Origin of the sequence: Cupriavidus pauculus (assembly GCF_008801835.1) — a bacterium.
Lineage (GTDB): Bacteria > Pseudomonadota > Gammaproteobacteria > Burkholderiales > Burkholderiaceae > Cupriavidus > Cupriavidus pauculus.
Map to the genome: position 1 here is coordinate 158,087 of NZ_VZOW01000002.1, position 21,692 is coordinate 179,778.

A 21,692-nucleotide genomic window follows, 5' to 3' on the forward strand; every position below is an offset into this window, starting at 1 on the left:
GCCGAGGCACTTTTTGGCGGAGGGATTTTCCATGCCCGCGCCGCTTTTCAACTTCCGACACACTTTCCACACACCCTCCATGCTTGGATCAAAGCCGGGGAACGTCAGATTTGTGCAGCATATGCAACCAAGCTAAGGCAACCGCAACAGCTTGTCAATTTGGCGCCCCACACTGGCACAGACGTCACTTCGATGAACCTGAATCGACACCGCGTCGTGTGCCACGGAAAATCAGACGCTCCCCTACAAAAACGTCACAACTATCCGTGTAAGCTGCGGTCTCATCTAGCGTCGCCAACGAGAAGAGCAACCATTCATGACCAAGCGTTTTCTTGCAGCCATGCGTCAATACGTGTGGTTCAGAGGGGTGAAGCACCATGTGGTCCAAGGCGTGGAAGCGCTGGCGGACCTGCTGAAGTCTCCGTCCGTCGCGGCGCGCGCAGTCGCCGCCATCGTCTCGGAAACGGAGCAAGGCGTTCAGGTGTGGGTGTCCTATTTCGGCAAGCCAATGGATCCGCATACCAACTATGTGTTGTGGCCAAACCGCGTACTAAAGCCGGCGCGCCGACGCGTAGCAGCACCGCCGCAACTGCCGTTCCGCCGCTAGCACGTCCTGGCACATAACCGCAGTGTTTTTTCCGTGTTGGACAAGGAGCCCTCATGCCCGAACCGCAACATGACGAAGCGCTGGTCAACAATTACCTGGAACGTGTGTCGGCGCTGTCCGTCAGCGCGTTTGATGGCGCCGATGTGGGACAGGAGCTATCGCAGCTGATGCAGGAAGCCCGGCAGCAATGCAAGGGCGACAATCTCGTCGTATTGGCTGCGCGCCTGACAGACCGCGCCGAATCTGCCGAGCGCGAATCGCAGCCGCAAGTGCGCGACACATTCGCCGCGGCCGCATCGATGATCAAACCCTGAAGTCATCCCGTAGCGAGACGTCAGCGCGAGCCATGGCATAGCAATCGCCCGCATCGATGCGCGCGCACGACAAGAGGAGCAAGCGAACTCTGCCTCTGCGAGGAGGACCATCGCGCTACTTCACTGCTGCGCTATGTATTCGGGATATTTACTTCGGGAAGATTTGACCGAACGGTCGAGAGAACTACTGAATCTCTTGTTACCAGACCAAAGGTCTTGGTTGCGGGGGTAGGATTTGAACCTACGACCTTCGGGTTATGAGCCCGACGAGCTGCCAGACTGCTCCACCCCGCGTCTGAGAAAAGAGATTATGCCGCAATATGGCGCACGTGGCAAGCGTTATATGCACCATAAACGAGAAAACGCCCTCGCATCGTTTTGCCGAGGGCGTTTTGCATGCATCGTCAGGCCTGCGCTCATGCGATGCGGCGCCGCTTCGCGGCGATATCCTCTTCGAGGCTCTTCACCGTCTCGGCGACATAACGGTTCACGTGGTCCAGCGCTTCGAGCTTGGTGTCGAACGGCTGGCGGGCGAATGGGTTGTGCCGCGCCATCAGAACCGCGCCATCCTCGCGACGAATGATCTCGACGAGGATGGCCCACTTGTCCTTCGGCAACGCCATCACTTCATAGACGATCGTGAAATCTTCGTACTCTGGCATGGTGCGCTCCTGTTTTTCTGCTGCTGGCGCGCACTAGGCGCGCATCAGTTTCAGACTAGGAGCGGGCTGCCAAATCAAAAATGATCTCGATCAATCTGCAGCCAATCAACGAGCGGGGGCATTGATATGGGACATTGCATGTTTTGCAAGGAACTTTGCAGCGCGATTGGATTGGATCACCGACGCTTGATGGACTCAGCGTGCTGGGCCCAAGAGTTTGTCGATCAGCGCGTAAGCCGCACCGAACGCCGCGACTTCCGCCGCATGCCGCGAAGCAAAAACGTGCGTGCCACTGGAAAGCACTTCGGTATCACCTGCATCGCTTGGATCCGTGCCCTCCTGCGCGACGCGCACCTCATAACCCCAGGTCTGCGTGTCGCCAACCGCGCCGGCGGACGCATCGTGATGCGATGTCACCAGTACGTATGCGTCCATGCCGCGATAGCCTTCGACGCGCCAGTCTTCCGATTGCATGAGATGCCTCCGCTGAGAGTCATGATGGAAAGTTCGGCAGCAGGATCGCGATGATGTTCCCGCTGCATCTGCAAGCAGGATAGTCAGACTAAGCCAACAGGTGACGGGAGACTGTGCACGGAGCGTGCGATGCGGGCGGCGCGCGGCTGACGGCGCTGGGAGGAGATTGCGACGACCAGGCTGGAAAGCGTGCCCGCGCAATGCAAAAAGGGCTTCCATTTCTGGAAGCCCTTTTCACGTATAGGTTGGCGCGGCTGGCAGGATTCGAACCCACGACCCCTTGGTTCGTAGCCAAGTACTCTATCCAACTGAGCTACAGCCGCAACCGAGAAACAAGATTATATAGAAGTTTTCAGTTTTGTGAAGCCCCCTCGCGCATCTTTTTCACGCGACGAAGTCCGCGCGCGCAACTTCCTATAATGAGAATCCTATGAAGTGATTCGGACCATGAACAAGGCTTTTGTCAAAGAGTCGTCCAGCGATGACGACGACGATCTTCCCGAAGGCGCCACGCCGCTGCCCCCCGGCACCAAGAACTACATCACCGCCGCAGGCTACAAGCGGCTACGCGACGAGCTGATGCATCTGATCGATGTGGAACGGCCCGAGGTGGTGCAGATCGTTTCCTGGGCCGCGTCAAACGGCGACCGTTCGGAAAATGGCGACTACCTCTACGGCAAGAAGCGCCTGCGCGAGATCGATCGGCGCATTCGCTTCCTGACGCGCCGCCTCGACAAGGCCGAGGTGGTCGATCCCGCCGCACAGGGCGACAACGATCAGATCTTTTTCGGCGCGACCGTGACATACGCAAACCAGGCAGGCGAGGAAACCACGATCACGATTGTCGGCATGGACGAGGTGGATCTCGACAACAACCACGTGAGCTGGATTTCACCGATCGCCAAGGCGTTGATCAAGGCGCGCGAAGGCGACACCGTGGCGCTGCGCACGCCGGCCGGCGTCGAACAAATCGATATTCTGGAGGTCCGCTATCCGCCCAAGGACGCGGGAGCGCAAGCCTAGCCGTCGTTGCGGTCGCGGAAGATCCGGATTACGTCGGGGTTGCGCCGCAACGCGCGCATGACGTTGGCCAGATGCAGGCGGTTCTGCACCTGAATCACAAACTGCATGTAGGTGGCTTCCTGATGGCCGCTTTGCTGCTGCTCCATGGCGACGTGCGCCACGTTGGCATCGGCCGACGTGAGATCGGCGGCCACGCGCGCCACGATGCCCTTCACGTTGCGCACCATGATCTTGATCGATACGTCGAACGCGCGCGTCGTCTTCTTGGCCCACATCACCTCGATCCAGTGCTCCGGATCCTTGCTGTGCAGGCGCTTGGCCACCTTGCAGTCCTGCACGTGGATCTGCAGGCCTTCGCCCTTGCCAAGATATCCGACGATGGAATCGCCCGGAATCGGGCGGCAGCAGGCCGAGAAAATCATCGACATGCCTTCGTCGCCGGTAATCGGCACGGCCGGCGCTTCCTCGCCGGCAAAGGTCTGCACCGCGGCCAGCAGAGCGCTGTCGACGTCGCCGGACAGTTCCTGCAGCAGGATTTCCATGCGGCGCGCGACCACCGCCGGAACGCGCCGTCCCAGCGCCAGGTCGGCGAAAATGTCTTCCTTGGCCTTGTTGCCGGTCCACTGGATCATGCGATCCCATACCGACTGCGGCACGGCCTTGAGTTCGATGCCCAGCTGGCGCGCCGCTTGTTCCAGCAGACGCTCGCCCAACTGGATCGCCTCGTCGAGCTTGGTGGTCTTCAGATAGTGCCGGATCGCCGCGCGCGCCTTGCCGGTGCGCACGAATGCGAGCCAGGCCGGATTAGGTTTCGAATACGGCGCGGTCACTACTTCGACGATATCGCCGCTCTTGAGCTCGGTGCGCAGCGGCAGCAATTCGTTGTTGATCTTCACGGCGACGCACTGATTGCCAAGGTCGCTGTGGACCGCATAGGCAAAATCGAGCGCTGTGGCGCCGCGCGGCAGCGCGCGGATATGTCCCTTCGGCGTGAACACGTACACGGCGTCGGGGAACAGGTCGATCTTTACGTGCTCAAGGAATTCCTGCGAATCGCCGGTCTGGCTCTGGATATCGAGCAGCGACTGCAGCCACTGGTGCGCCTGCTGCTGGATGTCGTTGGCATGATCGGCCTGATGCTTGTACATCCAGTGCGCCGCCACGCCGGCCTCGGCGATCTGGTGCATGCCGCGCGTGCGGATCTGAAATTCCACCGGCGTGCCGAACGGACCCACCAGAGTGGTATGCAGCGACTGGTAGCCGTTGATCTTCGGAATCGCGATGTAGTCCTTGAACTTGCCGGGCATCGGCTTGTACAGGCTGTGCAGCGCGCCCATCGCCATGTAGCAATGCATCTGCGTTTCCACCACCACGCGGAAGCCGTAGACGTCGAGCACCTGCGAGAACGACAGCTGCTTGTCGTGCATCTTGCGATAAATGCTGTACAGCGTTTTTTCGCGCCCGGAAAGCTCCGCCACGATGCCGGCCTGGGCCAGCGCGGTCTGCGCGGCTTCCAGGATGCGCTTGACCACCTCGCGGCGATTGCCGCGCGCAGCCTTCACCGCCTTTTCCAGCGTGGCGTAGCGGAACGGCGAGCCAACCTTGAACGACAGTTCCTGCAGCTCGCGATAAATCGTATTGAGACCCAGCCGATGCGCGATCGGCGCGTAGATCTCCATGGTTTCGAGCGCGATCCGGCGCCGCTTTTCGGGCGGCACGAAATCGAGCGTGCGCATGTTGTGCGTACGATCCGCCAGCTTGACCAGGATGACCCGCACGTCGCGCGCCATCGCCAGCAACATCTTGCGGAAGCTTTCCGCCTGCGCCTGCTCGCGGCTCTGGAATTCGAGCTTGTCCAGCTTGGTCAGGCCATCGACGAGTTCGGCAACCTTGGGTCCGAATTTCTCGGCCAGTTCGCTTTTCGTGATGCCCTGGTCTTCCATCACGTCGTGCAGCAGCGCCGCCATGATGGATTGCACATCGAGCTTCCAGTCGGCGCATAACTCCGCAACAGCCACCGGATGCGTGATGTACGGCTCGCCGCTTTGCCGATACTGTCCGAGATGCGCTTCGTCCGAAAACTGGAAAGCCTCGCGCACCAGCGCCTGGTCAGCCGGCTTCAGATAAGCCAGCTTCTCCATCAGCCGCGAGATCGAAATGACCTGCTGGCGCGGAGGCACCGCCGGTTGCGAGGTCGGCCCGAAGAAATGCCGGTACGACTGCGCCAGCACCGCATCGATGAACAACTCGCCGCCCGCCGTGGCCGGAACGGTGCCGGCCACCGGCTCGGCTACCAGGTCGTTGGCCAGCGCGGCGCGCGCCTTGCCCTGCTGGATCGGCGGGACGACGGCGCGCTCGCCGACGACGTTGTCGCCGAGCGGATCGGGCAAATTGGGAGCACCGGTACGGGCGTTCACTGGATGTTGTCCGGAATGCCTACGTCCGGGTGTGGACGACGGTGCGGGAGGCAGGGAATTCGATACCGGCAGCGATACCGGCAGAGCGCCGGGCAGCGGTGCTCCGGGCGCCACTGTGGTGGCCGAAGCCGCCACGGCCGTGGGAGCGGCAGCCCCGCTGAGAGCGTCCGGCGCCTTCGAGGTGCGCAACGACCCGTCGTCCGGCTGGGCCGGTGGGGCGATAGCGGGATCGAGTGGCGACGAAGGCATGGCGGCGGCCCCTGGAATTCGACTGAATGCTTGGCTGAATGCGCACGCACGCGAAGCAAGGATGAACCACGGGCCGCCCGGGCAATCAGGTCGGGACCTTCTTCAGCATTTCGATGCCGACCTGGCCCGACGCGATTTCGCGCAGCGCCACGACAGTGGGCTTGTCCTTGGCCTCGACCTTGGGCGTGTGACCCTGCACGAGCTGACGTGCGCGGTACGTCGCCGCGAGCGCGAGCTCGAAGCGATTCGGGATGTGTTTCAGACAATCTTCGACGGTAATACGCGCCATATGAAATCCACCTTGGGATGAAACCTGTTCGACAGGCCGGTATTTTACAGCACCCAGCCGGAACGCTCCGGCTGGCGCCCTGGCTTCAGTGAATTCCGAGCTCGATGAAGAGCTCGGCATGCCGCGCCTTTTGCGACGAAAAGCGCAAACGGGTGGCACGGACGACGGTTTGCAGCTGCTGCAGCGCGTCCTCGAAGACCTCGTTGATGATCACGTAATCGGACTCCGAAGCATGCGCCATTTCGCTGCCTGCTGCCAGCAGCCGACGCACGATCACGTTCGGTTCGTCCTGGCCACGCTTCTTGAGCCGATCCTCGAGAGCGGTCAGCGAAGGCGGGAGGATAAAAATCTCCATGGCGTTCGAGAACCGCTTGTGCACCTGCTGCGCGCCCTGCCAGTCGATTTCCAGCAGGACGTCGTTGCCCTGGGCCATCTGCTGCTCGATCCAGACGCGCGACGTGGCGTAGTAGTTGCCGTGCACCTCGGCCCATTCCAGGAAATCGCCGCGATCTCGCGCGACGCGGAATTCGTCGATGGTGGTGAAGTGGTACTCGCGCCCGTTCTGCTCGCCCGGACGCGGCTTGCGCGTGGTGTGCGAGATCGACAGGCGGATCGACTTGTCCTGCGCCAGCAAGGCATTGACCAGTGTGGACTTGCCGGCCCCTGACGGCGCCACCACCATGAACAGGTTGCCGGGGTAGACCGTATCGATGGCGGTGTGGGTGGTTTCGCTCATGATCTTATTCGAGGTTTTGAATCTGTTCGCGCATCTGCTCGATCAGCAGCTTTAGCTCCATCGAGGCGTCGGCGAGCTCCTTGGCGGCGGCCTTCGAGCCCAGCGTATTGGCCTCGCGGTTGAGCTCCTGCATCATGAAATCGAGCCGCTTGCCGACTTGCCCGCCCTTCTTCAGGATATGCCGCGTTTCGTTAAGGTGCGCCTGCAGCCGCGAGAGTTCTTCAGCGATGTCGATGCGGATGCCGTAGACCGTGGCTTCCTGGCGGATGCGCTCGGCGATTTCGTCGCGGCTCATCGACGGCATGCCGTTGGGCGCGGCCAGGTTGAACGCTTCCTGCAGCCGCTCGGTCAGCTTTTCCTGGTGATGGGCGATCAGTTGCGGAATCATCGGCGTCAGGCGCTCGACGATCGCCAGCATGGCGTCGATACGTTCTTCCAGCGCGGCCTTGAGCGCAGCGCCTTCGCGGCGGCGCGCCTCGATCAACTGGTTCACGGCCTCGCGCGCGGCGCCGAGCACCGCTTCGCGCAGCGACTCCTGCGACAGTTCCGGCTCGACCAGCACGCCCGGCCAGCGCAGGATCTCGCCCATGCGCATGGTGCCGGCACCCGCGAACGTGGCGGTCACGGTCGATTCGAGCGCGCGGATTTGTTCGAGCAAACCGTGATTGAGCGCCAGCGTTGCGCCGCCGGCGTCGGTGCGCTGCAGGTTGATACGGCATTCGAGCTTGCCGCGCGACAGCTCGCCCATCAGCATTTCGCGCAGGGCGGGTTCGAAGGCGCGGCATTCTTCAGGCGCGCGGAACAGCAGGTCGAGAAAACGCGAATTGACAGTGCGGAATTCCACCGAAACCGACGCGGTACGGCCGCTTGGCTCCCCTTGGGCGTTTGTCAGCGGCGCCTGGCGTGTCGCCATGCCATAGCCTGTCATGCTGTGGATCATTGTCGTTTATCTCGAGAAAGAGTCGAAAAAGCGGGTGTTTGGCATGGGGCCGGCGCGGCGCATCCCGCAACGCCCGGCCAACCGGATCGGGCAAGCTTGTTTGCCCGGAAAATCAATGGAAATCAGCGAACCGAAAGCGCGGATATTTGGCAACACACCCCGCCACGGATTCCTTTACAAGTGACCGATTAGCCCGGAGAATCCGGGAGCAAATGAGGTCCCGAATCCTATGACAGAGTCCAAGGGCGCCAACCCACCCAAGAGCGCGCCGCTCCCAATCGGCACGCTGCTCGCCAACTACCGTATTGTAAAGAAGTTGGCCAGCGGGGGGTTCAGTTTTGTCTACCTTGCCACGGACGACACGGGGGCTCCGGTCGCCATCAAGGAATACCTGCCGTCATCGCTGGCGCGCCGCAATCCCGGCGAACTGATTCCTGTCGTGCCCGAGGAAAATGCCGCGTCGTTCCGGCTGGGCCTGAAGTATTTCTTCGAGGAAGGCCGCTCGCTGGCGCGTATTTCTCATCCAAGCGTGGTTCGCGTGGTGAATTTTTTCCGCGAAAATTCCACCGTCTACATGGTGATGAACTACGAATTGGGCAAAACGCTGCAGGAGCATATCCTGCAGGCCCGCCAGCAGGGCAAGGCCAAGGTCCTGCGCGAGCGCTTCATCCGCACGGTGTTTCACAACCTCATGAGCGGCCTGCGGGAAGTGCATATCCACAAGCTGCTGCACCTCGATATCAAGCCCGGCAACATCTACCTGCGCGAGGACGAATCGCCGATCCTGCTCGACTTCGGCGCCGCGCGGCAGATCCTGACGATGGAAGCCGCACGTTTCCAGCCGATGTACACGCCCGGTTTCGCGGCGCCAGAACTGTACGGCAAGCATTCCGATCTGGGACCCTGGACCGACATCTATAGCCTGGGCGCCACGCTGTATGCCTGCATGGCCGGCATGCCGCCCCAGGAAGCCAACCAGCGCGAAAAAGACGACCGCATGGCCGAATCCATCGCGCGCCTGCGCGCCACCTACACCAACGGCCTCGTCGATCTGGTCGAATGGTGCCTGCGCCTGGCGCCCTCCGAACGGCCCCAGAGCGTTTTCCGGCTGCAGAAGGAATTGCGCGATCAGAGCAACGCGCTGGGAGAACAATCCGCCGCGGCGTCAAGCGCTCCGGCCGGCCCGGCGACTGAACGCCTGAACGCGACCAGCCGCTTTATGACGCTGCTGCGCCGCCGCGAAGAAAAGCCTGCCGAGAAGCCCGCCCACGCCGTGCAAACCGGCGAAAGCGGCGACTAACGCACGAACCGACACAAATTCCCGCAATGCGATTCTCCGTCTATCAGGAAAGCCGGAAAGGCGGCCGCCGCATCAACCAGGACCGCATGGGCTATTGCTTCACGCGCGACGCCCTGCTGATGGTGCTGGCCGACGGCCTGGGCGGCCATGCCTTTGGCGAAGTGGCCGCGCAACAGGCGCTGCAGACGCTGGCGCGCCAGTTCCAGACGCAGGCGCGACCGGCGATCCGCAATCCGGCCGATTTCCTGCAGGACACGATCATGCTCGCGCACCGCGAGATCCACCGATACGCGGAGGCCAATCGCCTGGCCGACGTGCCGCGCACGACCGTGGTGTGCTGCCTGATCCAGCATGGCCAGATCCACTGGGCGCATGCCGGCGACTCGCGCTTCTACCTGATGCGCAAGGCCGCCCTGCTGACCCGCACGCGCGACCACTCCAAGATCGAAAACCTGCTGCAGCAGGAACGCGTGTTACCGATGGAAGTGGCCAACCATCCGGAGCGCAACAAGCTCTATAACTGCCTGGGATCGCCGAACCTGCCGCTGATCGATATCGGCGGCCCGGTGCGCCTGGAGCCAGGCGACGTCGCCATGCTGTGCTCCGATGGCCTGTGGGGCGCGATCGACGAAAAGGTCATCGTCGACAAGCTGACGCAACTGTCGGTGGTCCACGCGATCCCCGACCTGATCGAGCAGTCGCTGGCCAACGCGGGCGAAGGTGCCGATAACACCACAGCAATCGCCATGATGTGGGAAGCGGACGCCACGGTGACCAACGACGATGCGGTGCTCACTGACACATTGCCGTTGAACGCCTTCACGACGTCGATCCTCGAACGCACCGGCAACGACACCGATCTGCTTTCGGAAGAGGAAATCGAACGCTCGATTGCCGAAATCCGCGCAGCGATCGACAAGACCAGCAACCTGATGCGGTGACGCGTCGGCGCCCCACGGCGGGCGCCACCGGCGGCTCCGCAGCCAATCTCACCGCGGGCCGACCGCGGCCGGGTTGCCTTTGGACTGCCTCGGCGCGGCCTCCAGCGCCACGGCTGCGCCCCGCCCTGTTTGTCGACCCCGTCACTCCGCCGTCTGCCGCACGGCCGCGGTCGCCCTGTTCGATACGGCCAAGCGGGTTTCGCGGCGCCCGTTCGCATGTATCGGGCACGTATCGGGCACGGCCGGCCTGCCAGCGTTAGAATCGCGGTCTCACACGATTCCGACAAAGACTCCCCATGCGACCCAGCGGACGCGCAGCCGATGCGCTGCGACCCATCACCCTGACCCGCCACTACACCCGCCACGCCGAAGGCGCGGTGCTGAGTGCTTTTGGCGATACCAAGGTGCTGTGCACCGCCAGCGTCCTGAGCAAGGTGCCGCCGCACAAGAAAGGCAGCGGCGAAGGCTGGGTCACGGCCGAATACGGCATGCTGCCGCGCGCCACGCATACGCGCTCGGACCGCGAGGCCGCGCGCGGCAAGCAGACCGGGCGCACCCAGGAAATCCAGCGCCTGATCGGCCGCGCCATGCGCACGGTGTTCGATCTGTCGGCACTGGGCGAATACACGATCCACCTCGATTGCGACGTACTGCAGGCCGATGGCGGCACGCGCACGGCTGCCATCACCGGCGCGTTCGTCGCCGCGCATGACGCTGTCAGCAAGATGATGCGCGACGGCCTGATCGCCGCCAGCCCGATTCGCGATTTCGTCGCAGCGGTGTCGGTCGGCATGGTCGACGGCGTACCGGTGCTCGATCTCGACTACGCCGAGGACAGCAACTGCGACACCGACATGAACGTGGTGATGACCGGCAGCGGCGGCTTTGTCGAGGTCCAGGGCACCGCCGAAGGCGTTCCGTTCAGCCGCGCGGATCTGGACGCGATGACGCGCCTGGCCGAGGCCGGCATCGCCGAACTGGTACGGCACCAGAAGCAAGCGCTCGGCGTCTGAGGGCGGGAGGGATCGACGATGCAACGCCTGGTGCTGGCCTCCAACAACGCGGGCAAGCTGCGCGAGTTCAACGCGCTGCTATCGCCGCTCGGTTTCGACGTCGTGCCGCAGGGCGCGCTCGGCATTCCCGAAGCGGAGGAACCGTATGCCACCTTTGTGGAAAACGCGCTGACCAAGGCGCGCCATGCCAGCCGGCTGGCCGGCATGCCCGCGCTGGCCGATGATTCCGGGATCTGCGTGGACGCGCTCGACGGCGCGCCGGGCGTCTATTCGGCGCGCTATGCGCAGATGGTCGGCAAGCCAAAGACCGACGCCGCCAACAACGCCCATCTGATCTCGCAGTTGGCCGGCAAGCTGAACCGGCGCGCGAACTACTATTGCGTGCTGGTATTGGTGCGCCACGCCGACGATCCACGCCCGATCATCGCCGAAGGCACGTGGGCCGGCGAAGTGGTCGACTCCCCGCGCGGCGCGGGCGGCTTTGGCTACGATCCGCATTTCCTGCTGCCAACGCTGGGCAAGACCGCCGCCGAACTAAGCGCCGAGGAAAAGAACTCGGTCAGTCATCGGGCCGTGGCGCTGCAAGGTCTGGTCGCGCGCCTGCAGGCGGCGCAACTCAAGGTCGGCGCATGATTCCGATCATTCCGGCCGGCAGCGGCAAGCCGGCGCCCGCCGCGCAGGTTTCACCGGCCGACAACCAGCAACTGTGGCTAAAGCCGGGCCAGATCGCGCTGCCCGGCTCGCCGCCGCTGTCGCTGTACGTCCACGTTCCGTGGTGCGTTCGCAAGTGCCCGTACTGCGATTTCAATTCGCACGCGGTGCCCGGCAAGCCTGATAGCCACGACATTCCCGAAGACGCTTATCTGGACGCCTTGCGCGCCGATCTGGAGCAGTCGCTGCCATTGGTCTGGGGCCGACCGGTGCACACGGTGTTCATCGGCGGCGGCACGCCAAGCCTGCTGTCGGCGGCGGGCATGGATCGCCTGCTGTCCGATATCCGCGCGCTGCTGCCGCTCGACGCCGACGCCGAAATCACGATGGAGGCCAACCCCGGCACGTTCGAAGCCGAGCGCTTCGCCAGCTATCGCGCCAGCGGCATCAACCGGCTTTCGATCGGCATCCAGAGCTTCAACGACCAACACCTGCAGTCGCTCGGGCGCATCCACGGCGAGCGCGAAGCGCGCGCCGCCATCGACATCGCGCTGACGCATTTCGATAACGTCAACCTCGACCTGATGTACGCGCTGCCGGGCCAGTCGGTGGAACAATGCCTGCGCGATCTCGAAGCGGCGTTGTCATACGGCACCACGCATTTGTCGCTCTATCATCTGACGCTCGAGCCGAACACGCTGTTCGCGAAGTTTCCGCCCGCGCTGCCTGACGAAGACCTGGCCTACGAGATGCAGGACATCATCGAAGCACGCACCGCGCAGGCCGGCTATCGTCACTATGAAACATCGGCGTATGCAAAGCCGCATCGGGAAGCGAAGCACAATCTCAACTACTGGCGCTTTGGCGACTACCTCGGGATTGGCGCGGGCGCGCATGGCAAGCTGTCGTTTCCGCATCGCATCCTGCGCCAGATGCGCCACAAGCACCCGGCCACCTACATGCAACAGGCGATGGCAGGCAACGCCGTGCAGGAAGCGCACGATGTGGCCGCGAGCGACCTGCCGTTCGAGTTCATGCTCAACGCGCTACGCCTGACCGACGGCGTCCCGGCATCGAGTTTTCACGACTACACCGGCCTGCCGCTGCATACGATCGGCAAGCAATTGGCGGCTGCCGAAAAGAAAGGTTTGCTCGAAGCGGATCCGACCATGATCAAGCCCACTGAACTTGGCAGACGCTTTCTGAACGACTTGCAGGAGATGTTCCTCAAGGATTGAGGCCAAGCCCCTCGGGATATGCCGCACGCGGGATGCAGAATGCAGGCGCAAAAAAAGCCACACGCGCAAACGTGTGGCTTTTCTTTTTCTTATCGACGCGCAATCAATACGGCGTTGCCATATCGTTGGCGACACGCGCGCGATCGCCCACGCGCAGGTTGCCGATATTGCTTTGCGTCACGGTGGCCACGCGCCCGTCGTCAAGGCGAACATTGACGCGATAGACGGTCGAGGTGCTGCTGCCGGCGCGCTTCTCGACCTGATTGCCGGCCACTGCGCCGCCCACCGCGCCGATGATGGTCGCTGCGGTCTGGCCGCGTCCGCCGCCGATCTGGTGACCGAGCAGACCACCGGCCGCGCCGCCAATCACTGTGCCCAGAATGCCCGAGCTGCCCTGCGTCGTCTGGATCGGCTCGATCGATTCGACACGGCCAGTGAATACCGATCCGGCCGGCGCCTGGTAGGTGTTGGTGCCCGGCTGCTCGTAGCCGGCCGGCGGCGGCGCGGTGCTGTAGTTGCCGTAACCGCCATAGCCCGGCTGTGCACAACCGGCCAGGCCGGCGGCCAGCGCCAGCGCGCCCAGGCCGCCGAGGGCCAGCCACGACCGGGGTTGGTCCTTGCGTTGATCCAGCATGAATATCTCTCCTCTAATGGCTGTTTGAAAAGCCAACACGCAGCATCGGAAAACGGCGTGTCGCACTGTCTAGGAGATGTGCGACACCCACATGGTTCCGCTGTGTCCGACAAACACCGACAAACCGCCCGACAGACCGTCGCAATGACGGACCCATCAACAATAGGAGGCGTGCATCCGCATCACAAGCATCACACTGCACCGCCCCGCATCCTTGTATAATGCGCGGCCGGGCATTTCGGCTGACACGCTACAATGCCCGCAGTCCTTCCGATCCGGAAGCGTGGCCGAGTGGTTTAAGGCAGCAGTCTTGAAAACTGCCGATGGGGTGACCCATCCGTGAGTTCGAATCTCACCGCTTCCGCCACATAAAAAAATGCCGCGGCGCCGCCTCCCCTAGGGAGACAGTGCCGCGGCATTTTGCTTTGCCGCTGCGGGCCGCTGACCGATCAGTCCGACTGGTACTTCGGCGATCGCGGACCGTACAGGATGCCGCCCGGCGTACCGGCGGAGAGCAGCCGCACGCTGGCCACGCCGGCCATCGGATAGCTGGCGTCCGTGACATGGTTGACCGCCTGCTTGATGGCCGCGGTGACCAGCATCGCGATCAGGTTGCCTCCGCTGTTGCCGCCGTCGTCCACCGCCACGGCCGTGCCGCTCCACAGCGTGTCGCCGTTCTTCAGGTCGACCAGCTTGGCGTTGGCCGCCACGCGCGTCACGCTGCTGAACACCTGATAGCGCGAGCCGTAATCGGTCACGGTCACGTACAGCGCGGCGTCGGCGCCGAAGATCTCGCGCAGCTTGTTGGCCGGCACCTGGTGGATATCGCCGGGCACGGTCAGGCCGTTCTGGCGGAACGTCTCGTCGACCAGCGCCACGGGCAGCACGTAGTAGCCCGATTCAGCCAGCGGGGCGGTGGCCTGCGACAGCATCGAGTAGCTCGCCTTGATGTCCGCCGATTCGTTCAACGGCGGCAGCACGACAATCGAACGCGGGCGCGCGGCCTTGAATGCGGCGTAGTCGACCTGCTTCTTCGGCATGGCACAGCCGGCGAACAGCATCACGAGGCCCAGCGTCGCGACATAGGTCAGCATGCGGCGGATCATTTGACGCTCCCGGTGACGGTGTTGGACTTGACCTCGGCCGTGGTGTCAGGCGAGCCCTTGGCGCTGACTGGCGACGCGGCGTCGGCGCTGACATCCTTGCGCGCATCGGTCTTCATATTGCGCATCAGGAAATCCATGTATGGCGTGGCCTCCGGGAACAGCGTCTTCTCGGTCTGGAATTCCTTGACCATCTGATCGTCCTTGCCCAGATTCAGGTACAGCATGCCGAGCTGGGCGTGATAGCCCGGCGGCACCAACCCGCCCTTCGCCTTGATCTTTTCCAGACCGCTTTCCAGCGCGATGACCTGGTCTTCCTTCGACTCGCCCTTGAAGTATTGATAGACCTGCGCCTGATAGCCTTCCCACTGATACATGGGCTGTGGACCCGCGCAGCCGGCAAGCAGCATGCTCGCCGCCGACAAGAACGCCGCGTTACGCAGCGTGACCGTTTGCTTCATTGTTGTTCTCGTGGATTGGGATGAAGATTTACTGCTGCGTCGGCTTCCAGGCGCCGCTTTCCACCGCGTTGACCAGATTGTTCACGGCTTCTCGCATGGCCAGGTCCATCACCTTGCCATTCAGCGTCGAGTCGTAGCTGGCCGTACCGCCAAAACCGATCACCTCGCGATTCGACAGCTTGTATTCGCCAGCGCCCTGCGTGGAATACACAACCTCCGACGTGCTGATGTTGACGATATTGAGGTTGACCTTGGCGTAGGCCACCTGTTCGCGGCCTCGGCCCAGGATGCCGAACAGCTGCACATCGCCCACTTCCTTGCGACCGAATTCGGTGATGTCGCCGGTCACGACGAAATCGGCGCCCTTGAGTTTCTGCGCCTGATTCTTGATGGCCGCCTCGCGCTTCATTTCGTCGAGGTTTTCACGCTCAAGCACATTGAAGCGATTGGTTTGCTGCAGATGGGTCACCAGGCTGGTCTTGGCCTGGCCGCTCAGGCGGTCGATGCCGTCCGAGAACACACCACGCATGTAGTTCGAGCGATTGTCGAACTTGCCCACGGCAATCGGTGTGCGCACGCCGTTGTACGGGCGGCTGGCGCTTTCCACCTTCTGCACCGGCAAGGCAGTCGACGATTCCGTCGCGCAACCGGCCATGCCGATGGCGGCGACAACGCCCAGCAGGCAGCAGGTCTTCAGATTCTTCAATTCAATTCTCCAGATAAGCGAAATGGGCGACGCAAGCCATGCCGCGCCGGCAGGATCGAACCAATAAGAGATTCGATAAATTTTTTCGAAAAGCGAAAAATTCTACCGGACGGATTTCTTCGCAACCCTCGATCTGTATCGGACAAAAGACAGATTTGTTGAGCCTTGGCAGAGGCATCCCCACTTCAGTCGGGGCTGCGCCGATACACGCCCGAACCGGGACACTTCCGACGCAATCGCGCGCCATGAAAAAGCCCCGCCTTTGCGGGCGGGGCCGATTGTCGCGTGCCAGTGTCTGGCTTGCGAGCGCTTTTCCTGGAACGGGCGAAGACCGGCCGTTGCGGCCGGCCGCGCGCCGTTTACTCGGCGGTGATCTTGCCTTGCTCGATCACATGCTTCCAGCGCTTGAGTTCCTGGTTTTCGAATTCGACGAACTGTTCCGGCGAATTGGCCACGACTTCAAAGCCCTGTTCGCTCAGCTTCTTCTGCATGCTCGGGTCCTTGAGCGCGCCGACGATGGCGTCATGCAGGCGCGTCTTGACGTCGGCCGGCAGCCCCTTCGGTGCGGCCACGCCCTGCCATGAATACACCTCCACATCCTTGACACCGCCTTCGGCCATGGTCGGCACGTTCGGCAAGACCACCGAGCGCTTGTCCGATGTCACCGCCAGAGCCTTGAGCTTGCCGGTGCGGATGTGCTGCAGCACCGCGTTGACGTTCTGGAATGAAACGTCGACCTGTCCGGCCAGCAGATCGGAGATTGCCGGCGCGCCGCCCTTGTAGGGGACATGCAGGCCTTCGGTGCCGCTCTTCTGCCAGAACAGCGCGGCCGTCAGATGATCCGACGATCCGGCGCCCGAGCTGGCAAACGACACCTTGCCCGGATTCTTCTTCATGTACGCGACCAGCTCCTGCAGCGATTTGGCCGGAAAGTTCGGATTGGCAACCAGCACATTGGGCGCACGCACGGCGACCGTCAGCAGATCGAAATCCTTGGCCGGATCGTATTGCAGGTTTTTTTGCAGGAACGGGTTGACCGCAAATACGCCGATCGACGCCACCAGCATCGTGTAGCCGTCAGCCGGCGCGCGCTTCACGAACGTCGCACCGATCGCGCCGGTGGCGCCGGGGCGGTTGTCGATCACGAATGGCTGGCCGAGTTTCTCGTTCAGCGGCGGCGCCAGCATGCGCGCGATGGTGTCGGTCGATCCGCCGGCCGGGAACGGCACGACTACCGAAACAGGCTTCTGCGGCCATGCGGCATTCGCGGCCTGGGCCGCGCCGCTGACCGTAATGCCGGCCGCCAGGGCGATCGCCACGCCGGCCAAGCGGCGCAGCATGCTGGAAATACGCGACGCGCGCGGCGCGTGCGAATAAGTGTTGTTCATGGCTTGTCTCCTGCCTGTGTAGGCTTTCTGCTTCTCTGGGAATTGCTTGTGACTGCTGATGATTGCTGGTCAATGCTGGCGTGCCGCCCGAAGCCGACGGCGCGTCATTACACGCCGTCGTCCGGGCGCACTGACGCATGCCGCCGAGGAATCGAGAATCGAGGTCGAATCGAGGTCGAATCGAAGTCGGCTTGATGCTCAGCGCACCATGCAGGGCATCTTGTTGTTGAATTTCCAGTTCGGGATCAGGAACTGCATGGCGATGGCGTCGTCGCGCGCGCCCAAACCTTTTTCCTGATACAGACGATTGGCGCGCGCCAGTGCGTCCATATCCAGTTCCACGCCCAGGCCCGGCGTCTTGGGCACCTGCACCAGCCCGCCTTCGATCCTGAGCGGATTGCGCGTCAGGTGCTCGCCGTCCTGCCAGATCCAGTGGGTGTCGATCGCCGTGACGCGTCCCGGGGCGGCGGCCGCCACGTGCGTGAACATCGCCAGCGAGATATCGAAGTGATTGTTCGAATGCGAGCCCCACGTCAGGCCCCATTCCGAACACATCTGCGCCACGCGCACGGACCCCTGCATGGTCCAGAAATGCGGATCGGCCAATGGGATATCCACCGAATGCAGGCGGACCGCGTGGCCCATCTGACGCCAATCGGTAGCGATCATGTTGGTTGCGGTCGGCAGGCCGGTGGCAGTGCGGAATTCGGCCATGATCTCGCGGCCCGAATAACCGTCCTCGGCGCCGCACGGGTCTTCCGCATAGGCCAGGATGCCGTGCTTGTCGCGACACAGGCGGATCGCGTCGGCCAGCAGCCAGCCGCCGTTAGGGTCGAGCGTGACGCGCGCATTGGGAAACCGCTCGTGCAACGCGACGATGGCTTCCATTTCCTCGTCGCCGCGGAGCACGCCGCCCTTGAGCTTGAAGTCGTTGAAACCGTAACGCTCAAACGCGGCTTCGGCCAGGCGCACCACGCCCTTCGCGTCCATTGCCACTTCATTGCGGATGCGGAACCACTCGTTGTCGGCGTTCGGTTCGGTGCGATAGTCAAGCGTGGTCTTGTTGCGGTCGCCGACGTAGAACAGATAGCCGAGCATTTCCACGGCATCGCGTTGCTGACCCTCGCCAAGCAGCGCCGCCACCGGCACCTGCAAATGCTTGCCAAGCAGATCGAGCAATGCCGCCTCGAGCGCCGTCACGGCGTGGATCGCGATGCGCAGATCGAAGGTCTGCAGGCCGCGACCGCCGGCGTCGCGGCTGGCAAACGCCGCGCGCACCTGGTTGAGGATCGCCTGATATTGGCCGATCGATTGGCCCACCACCATCGGCCGCGCATCCTCGAGCGTCTGGCGAATGCCTTCGCCGCCGGGCACTTCGCCCACGCCGGTGTTACCCGCGCTGTCCTTCAGGATCACGATATTGCGGGTGAAATACGGACCGTGCGCGCCCGATAGGTTCATCAGCATGCTGTCGTGGCCGGCTACGGGCACAACGGTCAGTTCGGTGACCACCGGCGTGGCGCCGATCGGCGTCGCGGTCGCGGTGGCAGGGGCAATGGCGTTCATGAAGGTCGTCTCCGAATCCTGGTAAAGGGGCGCCAGGATCGCTTCCCGAGTATCCAGGCAGCGTCCCGCTGTTGTCATACGCTAATATATTAGCTAGTCGCTGCACTTCCCGTCGCGTGTTGCCGCTGCCCGGAGGCCATAGCGGACCTCTCACAGCAACAACAACGTGTGCGTTATCGGTCGTCGTATAACTTATGGCGCAGTATAATGAGGCCGTCCCCGCGCGGTCAACAATTCGACCGTCAGGGTCATCCCCATACCGGTTTATCACCTGCCACGCCATGTCCAATGCTCCGATGACTTCGCCCGCTCCCCTGCGCCGCCGCGGCCGCACGCTCGCCGAGGAAGTGGTTGGCAACCTGACCGACAACATCCAGCAGGGACGGCTGAAACCGGGCGACAAGCTGCCGACCGAATCCGAAATCATGGCCACGCTCGGCGTCAGCCGCACCGTCGTGCGCGAAGCGCTGTCGCGCCTGCAGGCCAGCGGCTTTGTGGAAACCCGCCACGGCATCGGCACTTTTGTGCTCAATCGCCCGGTGGAAAGCCATTCGCCGTTTCGCATCGATCCGTCGGCCATGGTGACCGCGATGGACGTGCTGGCCATGCTGGAATTCCGCGTGAGCCTGGAAGCCGAAGCCGCCAGCCTGGCTGCCACGCGCCGTACCGACGAGCATCTGCGCGCCATGCGCCGCGCGCTCGACGACATGAAGCGCAATGCCGCGGAAGGCAGCGACGCGGTCGGGTCGGATTTCGAATTCCACCTGTCGATCGCGCGCGCCACAGGCAATCGCTATTTCACGGACATCATGGGTCATCTGGGCACCATGGTGATTCCGCGCAGCCGGCTGCAGGTCAGCCAGCCCGAGCGCGAGCAATACCTCGAGCGCGTGAACTTCGAGCACGAAAGCATTTACGACGCCATCGAGCGCCGCGACCCGGAAGCGGCCAAGGCGTCGATGCGCATGCACCTCACCAACAGTCGCGAGCGCCTGCGCAAGGCGTCCGCCCTGGCCGGATCCCCGGTCTAAAATCATGCACCCGGCGGCATCACCGGCCGGGCGTCAGCGGTTGCGAGGCACCGCGTGATGTCATATGATGTCTTACGACAAAAACACTACAGCCCAATCCGGGTGGCGACGAGCATCTTGCTGCCCTTTCATTGCGTGACAGTATTCACGCCGTCCCTTTCGGTTTTTCTTCTCCCGCAGGACCCAAGATCATGACGATGACAGGCGAAATGCTGATCGGCGCCAGCGCCGTGCGCGGCACCGAAGACACCTTCCACGGCATCAACCCGGCTACCGGTGAAAAGCTGGAACCGGCCTATCAGGGCAGCACGGCAGCCGATGTCGAGCGCGCCTGCGCGCTGGCCGAAGCCGCCTTCGACACGTATCGCGCCACGTCGCCGGAGCAGCGCGCCACGTTTCTGGAATCGATCGCCGCCGGACTCGAAGCACTCGGCGACGAACTGATCCAGCGCGCGCACGCCGAAACCGCGCTGCCGCTGGCGCGCCTGCAGGGCGAGCGCGGCCGTACCGCCGGCCAGTTGCGCTTGTTTGCGCGCGTGCTGCGCGACGGCCGCTGGCAAGGCGCCACGCTCGACAGCGCCCTGCCCGAGCGCACGCCCCCGCGTCCGGACCTGCGCATGCAACGCATCGCCGTGGGCCCGGTCGCCGTGTTCGGCGCCAGCAATTTTCCGCTCGCATTCTCGGTGGCCGGCGGCGACACCGCCTCGGCGCTGGCTGCCGGCTGCCCCGTGGTGGCCAAGGCGCACCCGGCACATCCGGGCACATCCGAACTGGTGGGTCGTGTCATCCAGAAGGCGGTAGCGGACGCCGGCCTGCCCGAAGGCGTGTTCTCGATGGTGCAAGGCGTGGGCAACGCGATCGGCACGGCGCTCGTGGCGCATCCGGTGATTCAGGCGGTGGGCTTCACCGGTTCGCGCGCGGGCGGTCTGGCGCTGCTGAACGTGGCCAACAACCGTCCGGTGCCGATCCCCGTCTACGCTGAAATGAGCAGTATCAATCCGGTCTACCTGCTGCCAGAAGCGCTGGCCGCGCGCGGCGAACAAATCGCGCGCGACCTGGTGGATTCGCTGGTGATGGGCGTCGGCCAGTTCTGCACCAACCCCGGCCTGCTGCTGGCGATCGAAGGCCCGGCGCTGGAGACATTCCGCGGTGCCGCGCATGCCGCGCTGACCGGCAAGCCGGCCGCGACCATGCTGACACCCGGCATTCACCAGGCGTTCGAGCGTGGCGTGGCGCAGCTGTCCGAACTGTCGGGCCTGACGCGCGCGGCGTGCGGCATCGAAGCCACGGGTCCGAACCAGGCGCGTCCGGTGTTCTTCGAGACGTCGGCCGATCAGTTCATCGCCGATCACCGCATGCACGCCGAAGTGTTCGGTCCATCGACGGTGCTGGTGGTGTGCAAGGATGCCGACGCGCTCGTCGCCGTCACGCGCATCCTCGAAGGTCAACTGACCGCCACGGTGCAGGCCGACCAGGGCGACCATGCGCTGGCCGCCCGGCTGCTGCCGGCGCTGGAGCGCAAGGTGGGTCGCGTGCTGTTCAACGGCTATCCGACCGGCGTGGAAGTCTCGTTTGCGATGGTGCACGGCGGTCCGTTCCCGGCCACTTCCGATACGCGCACGACGTCTGTCGGCGCCACGGCGCTCGATCGCTTCCTGCGTCCGGTCTGCTACCAGAATGTTCCGGCCAACCTGCTGCCGGAAGCGCTCAAGGACGGCAATCCGCTGAAACTGTGGCGCCTGAAGGACGGCGAGCTCGGCCACGCATAAAGCAGCGCGCACCTCGGCCACGATGCACGAAAAAAAGCGGAGCTTGCGGGCTCCGCTTTTTCTTTTCCATGGCATGCATCTGCCATGACGGATGACGCCGGGGCGCCATCGGTTCGACCATCATATCGATCCGGAAAGCCCGTTATGGCGGGCAAACTCCAGCGCCCGCCATGCCAGCGC

23 protein-coding genes and 3 tRNA genes are annotated in these 21,692 nt (G+C 63.4%); 12 read left to right on the top strand and 14 right to left on the bottom strand.

Translation table 11 applies throughout. The features are described 5' to 3' along the window. The first annotated feature begins 316 nt into the window (after positions 1-316). The gene (locus F7R19_RS03365) at positions 317-607 is read left to right on the top strand and encodes a hypothetical protein (RefSeq protein ID WP_061958491.1); all 291 of its coding nucleotides are present in this window, start codon (positions 317-319) and stop codon (positions 605-607) included. A gap of 53 nt (positions 608-660) precedes the next feature. Then, positions 661-921: a hypothetical protein gene (locus tag F7R19_RS03370; RefSeq protein ID WP_150979368.1), complete on the top strand. Its 261-nt coding sequence runs from the start codon at positions 661-663 to the stop codon at positions 919-921. Positions 922-1,138: 217 nt separating this feature from the next. Here the strand turns inward: F7R19_RS03370 and F7R19_RS03375 are convergent. The 4 genes from F7R19_RS03375 to F7R19_RS03390 all read right to left on the bottom strand — a co-directional run bounded on the left by F7R19_RS03375 (position 1,139) and on the right by F7R19_RS03390 (position 2,380). Continuing rightward, positions 1,139-1,215, bottom strand: a tRNA-Met gene (locus F7R19_RS03375). Positions 1,216-1,337: 122 nt separating this feature from the next. Next, a complete protein-coding gene (locus F7R19_RS03380) occupies positions 1,338-1,583 on the bottom strand; it encodes a hypothetical protein (RefSeq protein ID WP_061958493.1) in 246 nt (81 codons plus the stop codon). Positions 1,584-1,778: 195 nt separating this feature from the next. Further along, positions 1,779-2,057, bottom strand: coding sequence for a hypothetical protein (locus tag F7R19_RS03385; RefSeq protein ID WP_150979369.1), 279 nt, complete (start codon positions 2,055-2,057; stop codon positions 1,779-1,781). Between the two features lie 246 nt (positions 2,058-2,303). Then, positions 2,304-2,380, bottom strand: a tRNA-Arg gene (locus F7R19_RS03390). Positions 2,381-2,504: 124 nt separating this feature from the next. On the opposite strand from F7R19_RS03390, the gene greB reads away from it, so the two are divergent. Further along, a complete protein-coding gene (greB, locus tag F7R19_RS03395) occupies positions 2,505-3,080 on the top strand; it encodes a transcription elongation factor GreB (protein ID WP_150979370.1) in 576 nt (191 codons plus the stop codon). On the opposite strand, the gene F7R19_RS03400 is transcribed toward greB, so the two are convergent. The 4 genes from F7R19_RS03400 to F7R19_RS03415 all read right to left on the bottom strand — a co-directional run bounded on the left by F7R19_RS03400 (position 3,077) and on the right by F7R19_RS03415 (position 7,711). Then, positions 3,077-5,497, bottom strand: coding sequence for a RelA/SpoT family protein (locus tag F7R19_RS03400; protein ID WP_061958496.1), 2,421 nt, complete (start codon positions 5,495-5,497; stop codon positions 3,077-3,079). The genes greB and F7R19_RS03400 overlap by 4 nt on opposite strands. Before the next feature lie 334 nt (positions 5,498-5,831). Further along, positions 5,832-6,035, bottom strand: coding sequence for a DNA-directed RNA polymerase subunit omega (rpoZ, locus tag F7R19_RS03405; RefSeq protein WP_006578656.1), 204 nt, complete (start codon positions 6,033-6,035; stop codon positions 5,832-5,834). Between the two features lie 85 nt (positions 6,036-6,120). After that, complete coding sequence (gene gmk, locus F7R19_RS03410) at positions 6,121-6,771, bottom strand: guanylate kinase (protein WP_061958497.1); 651 nt, start codon at positions 6,769-6,771, stop codon at positions 6,121-6,123. 4 nt (positions 6,772-6,775) lie between these two features. Further along, positions 6,776-7,711, bottom strand: coding sequence for a YicC/YloC family endoribonuclease (locus F7R19_RS03415; protein ID WP_150979371.1), 936 nt, complete (start codon positions 7,709-7,711; stop codon positions 6,776-6,778). On the opposite strand from F7R19_RS03415, the gene F7R19_RS03420 reads away from it, so the two are divergent. The 6 genes from F7R19_RS03420 to hemW all read left to right on the top strand — a co-directional run bounded on the left by F7R19_RS03420 (position 7,698) and on the right by hemW (position 12,854). Beyond that, on the top strand, positions 7,698-7,895 hold the full coding sequence (locus F7R19_RS03420; protein ID WP_150979372.1) for a hypothetical protein: 198 nt from the start codon (positions 7,698-7,700) through the stop codon (positions 7,893-7,895). The genes F7R19_RS03415 and F7R19_RS03420 overlap by 14 nt on opposite strands. Before the next feature lie 45 nt (positions 7,896-7,940). Continuing rightward, complete coding sequence (locus F7R19_RS03425) at positions 7,941-9,011, top strand: serine/threonine protein kinase (RefSeq protein ID WP_061960268.1); 1,071 nt, start codon at positions 7,941-7,943, stop codon at positions 9,009-9,011. 26 nt (positions 9,012-9,037) lie between these two features. Then, entirely contained in the window at positions 9,038-9,952 is a 915-nt protein-coding gene (locus F7R19_RS03430) for a PP2C family protein-serine/threonine phosphatase (RefSeq protein ID WP_150979373.1), read from the top strand. A 296-nt stretch (positions 9,953-10,248) separates the two neighbouring features. Next, positions 10,249-10,965: a ribonuclease PH gene (gene rph, locus F7R19_RS03435; protein WP_061959872.1), complete on the top strand. Its 717-nt coding sequence runs from the start codon at positions 10,249-10,251 to the stop codon at positions 10,963-10,965. Positions 10,966-10,983: 18 nt separating this feature from the next. Next, positions 10,984-11,598: an RdgB/HAM1 family non-canonical purine NTP pyrophosphatase gene (rdgB, locus tag F7R19_RS03440; protein WP_150979374.1), complete on the top strand. Its 615-nt coding sequence runs from the start codon at positions 10,984-10,986 to the stop codon at positions 11,596-11,598. Next, complete coding sequence (gene hemW, locus F7R19_RS03445; RefSeq protein WP_150979375.1) at positions 11,595-12,854, top strand: radical SAM family heme chaperone HemW; 1,260 nt, start codon at positions 11,595-11,597, stop codon at positions 12,852-12,854. The genes rdgB and hemW overlap by 4 nt, the downstream gene beginning before the upstream one ends. Before the next feature lie 103 nt (positions 12,855-12,957). Here hemW and F7R19_RS03450 read toward each other — a convergent pair whose 3' ends face one another. After that, on the bottom strand, positions 12,958-13,488 hold the full coding sequence (locus F7R19_RS03450; RefSeq protein WP_061959875.1) for an outer membrane lipoprotein: 531 nt from the start codon (positions 13,486-13,488) through the stop codon (positions 12,958-12,960). A gap of 277 nt (positions 13,489-13,765) precedes the next feature. Between F7R19_RS03450 and F7R19_RS03455 the strand changes: the two genes are divergently transcribed. Continuing rightward, positions 13,766-13,855: transfer RNA gene (locus F7R19_RS03455), tRNA-Ser, on the top strand. Between the two features lie 82 nt (positions 13,856-13,937). Here F7R19_RS03455 and F7R19_RS03460 read toward each other — a convergent pair. The 5 genes from F7R19_RS03460 to gudD form a co-directional block, all read right to left on the bottom strand. Continuing rightward, positions 13,938-14,594: a DUF799 domain-containing protein gene (locus F7R19_RS03460; RefSeq protein WP_061959876.1), complete on the bottom strand. Its 657-nt coding sequence runs from the start codon at positions 14,592-14,594 to the stop codon at positions 13,938-13,940. Beyond that, the gene (locus F7R19_RS03465; protein ID WP_150979376.1) at positions 14,591-15,052 is read right to left on the bottom strand and encodes a DUF4810 domain-containing protein; all 462 of its coding nucleotides are present in this window, start codon (positions 15,050-15,052) and stop codon (positions 14,591-14,593) included. Before F7R19_RS03465 ends, F7R19_RS03460 begins: the two co-directional genes overlap by 4 nt. Positions 15,053-15,080: 28 nt before the next feature. Then, the gene (locus F7R19_RS03470) at positions 15,081-15,707 is read right to left on the bottom strand and encodes a CsgG/HfaB family protein (RefSeq protein ID WP_061959887.1); all 627 of its coding nucleotides are present in this window, start codon (positions 15,705-15,707) and stop codon (positions 15,081-15,083) included. A gap of 410 nt (positions 15,708-16,117) precedes the next feature. Next, positions 16,118-17,146 carry a Bug family tripartite tricarboxylate transporter substrate binding protein gene (locus F7R19_RS03475; RefSeq protein WP_150979377.1) on the bottom strand — a complete coding sequence of 343 codons (1,029 nt, stop codon included), beginning with the start codon at positions 17,144-17,146 and terminating at the stop codon, positions 16,118-16,120. A gap of 198 nt (positions 17,147-17,344) precedes the next feature. Then, complete coding sequence (gudD, locus tag F7R19_RS03480) at positions 17,345-18,712, bottom strand: glucarate dehydratase (RefSeq protein ID WP_061959878.1); 1,368 nt, start codon at positions 18,710-18,712, stop codon at positions 17,345-17,347. Positions 18,713-18,993: 281 nt separating this feature from the next. Here gudD and F7R19_RS03485 point away from each other — a divergent pair, with 281 nt between their 5' ends. Together F7R19_RS03485 and F7R19_RS03490 are read left to right on the top strand one after the other, a co-directional pair. After that, positions 18,994-19,743 (top strand): FadR/GntR family transcriptional regulator, encoded by a 750-nt coding sequence (locus F7R19_RS03485; protein WP_061959879.1) that lies wholly within the window; start codon positions 18,994-18,996, stop codon positions 19,741-19,743. A 191-nt stretch (positions 19,744-19,934) separates the two neighbouring features. Then, complete coding sequence (locus F7R19_RS03490) at positions 19,935-21,512, top strand: aldehyde dehydrogenase (NADP(+)) (RefSeq protein WP_150979378.1); 1,578 nt, start codon at positions 19,935-19,937, stop codon at positions 21,510-21,512. The last annotated feature ends 180 nt before the right edge of the window (positions 21,513-21,692 follow it).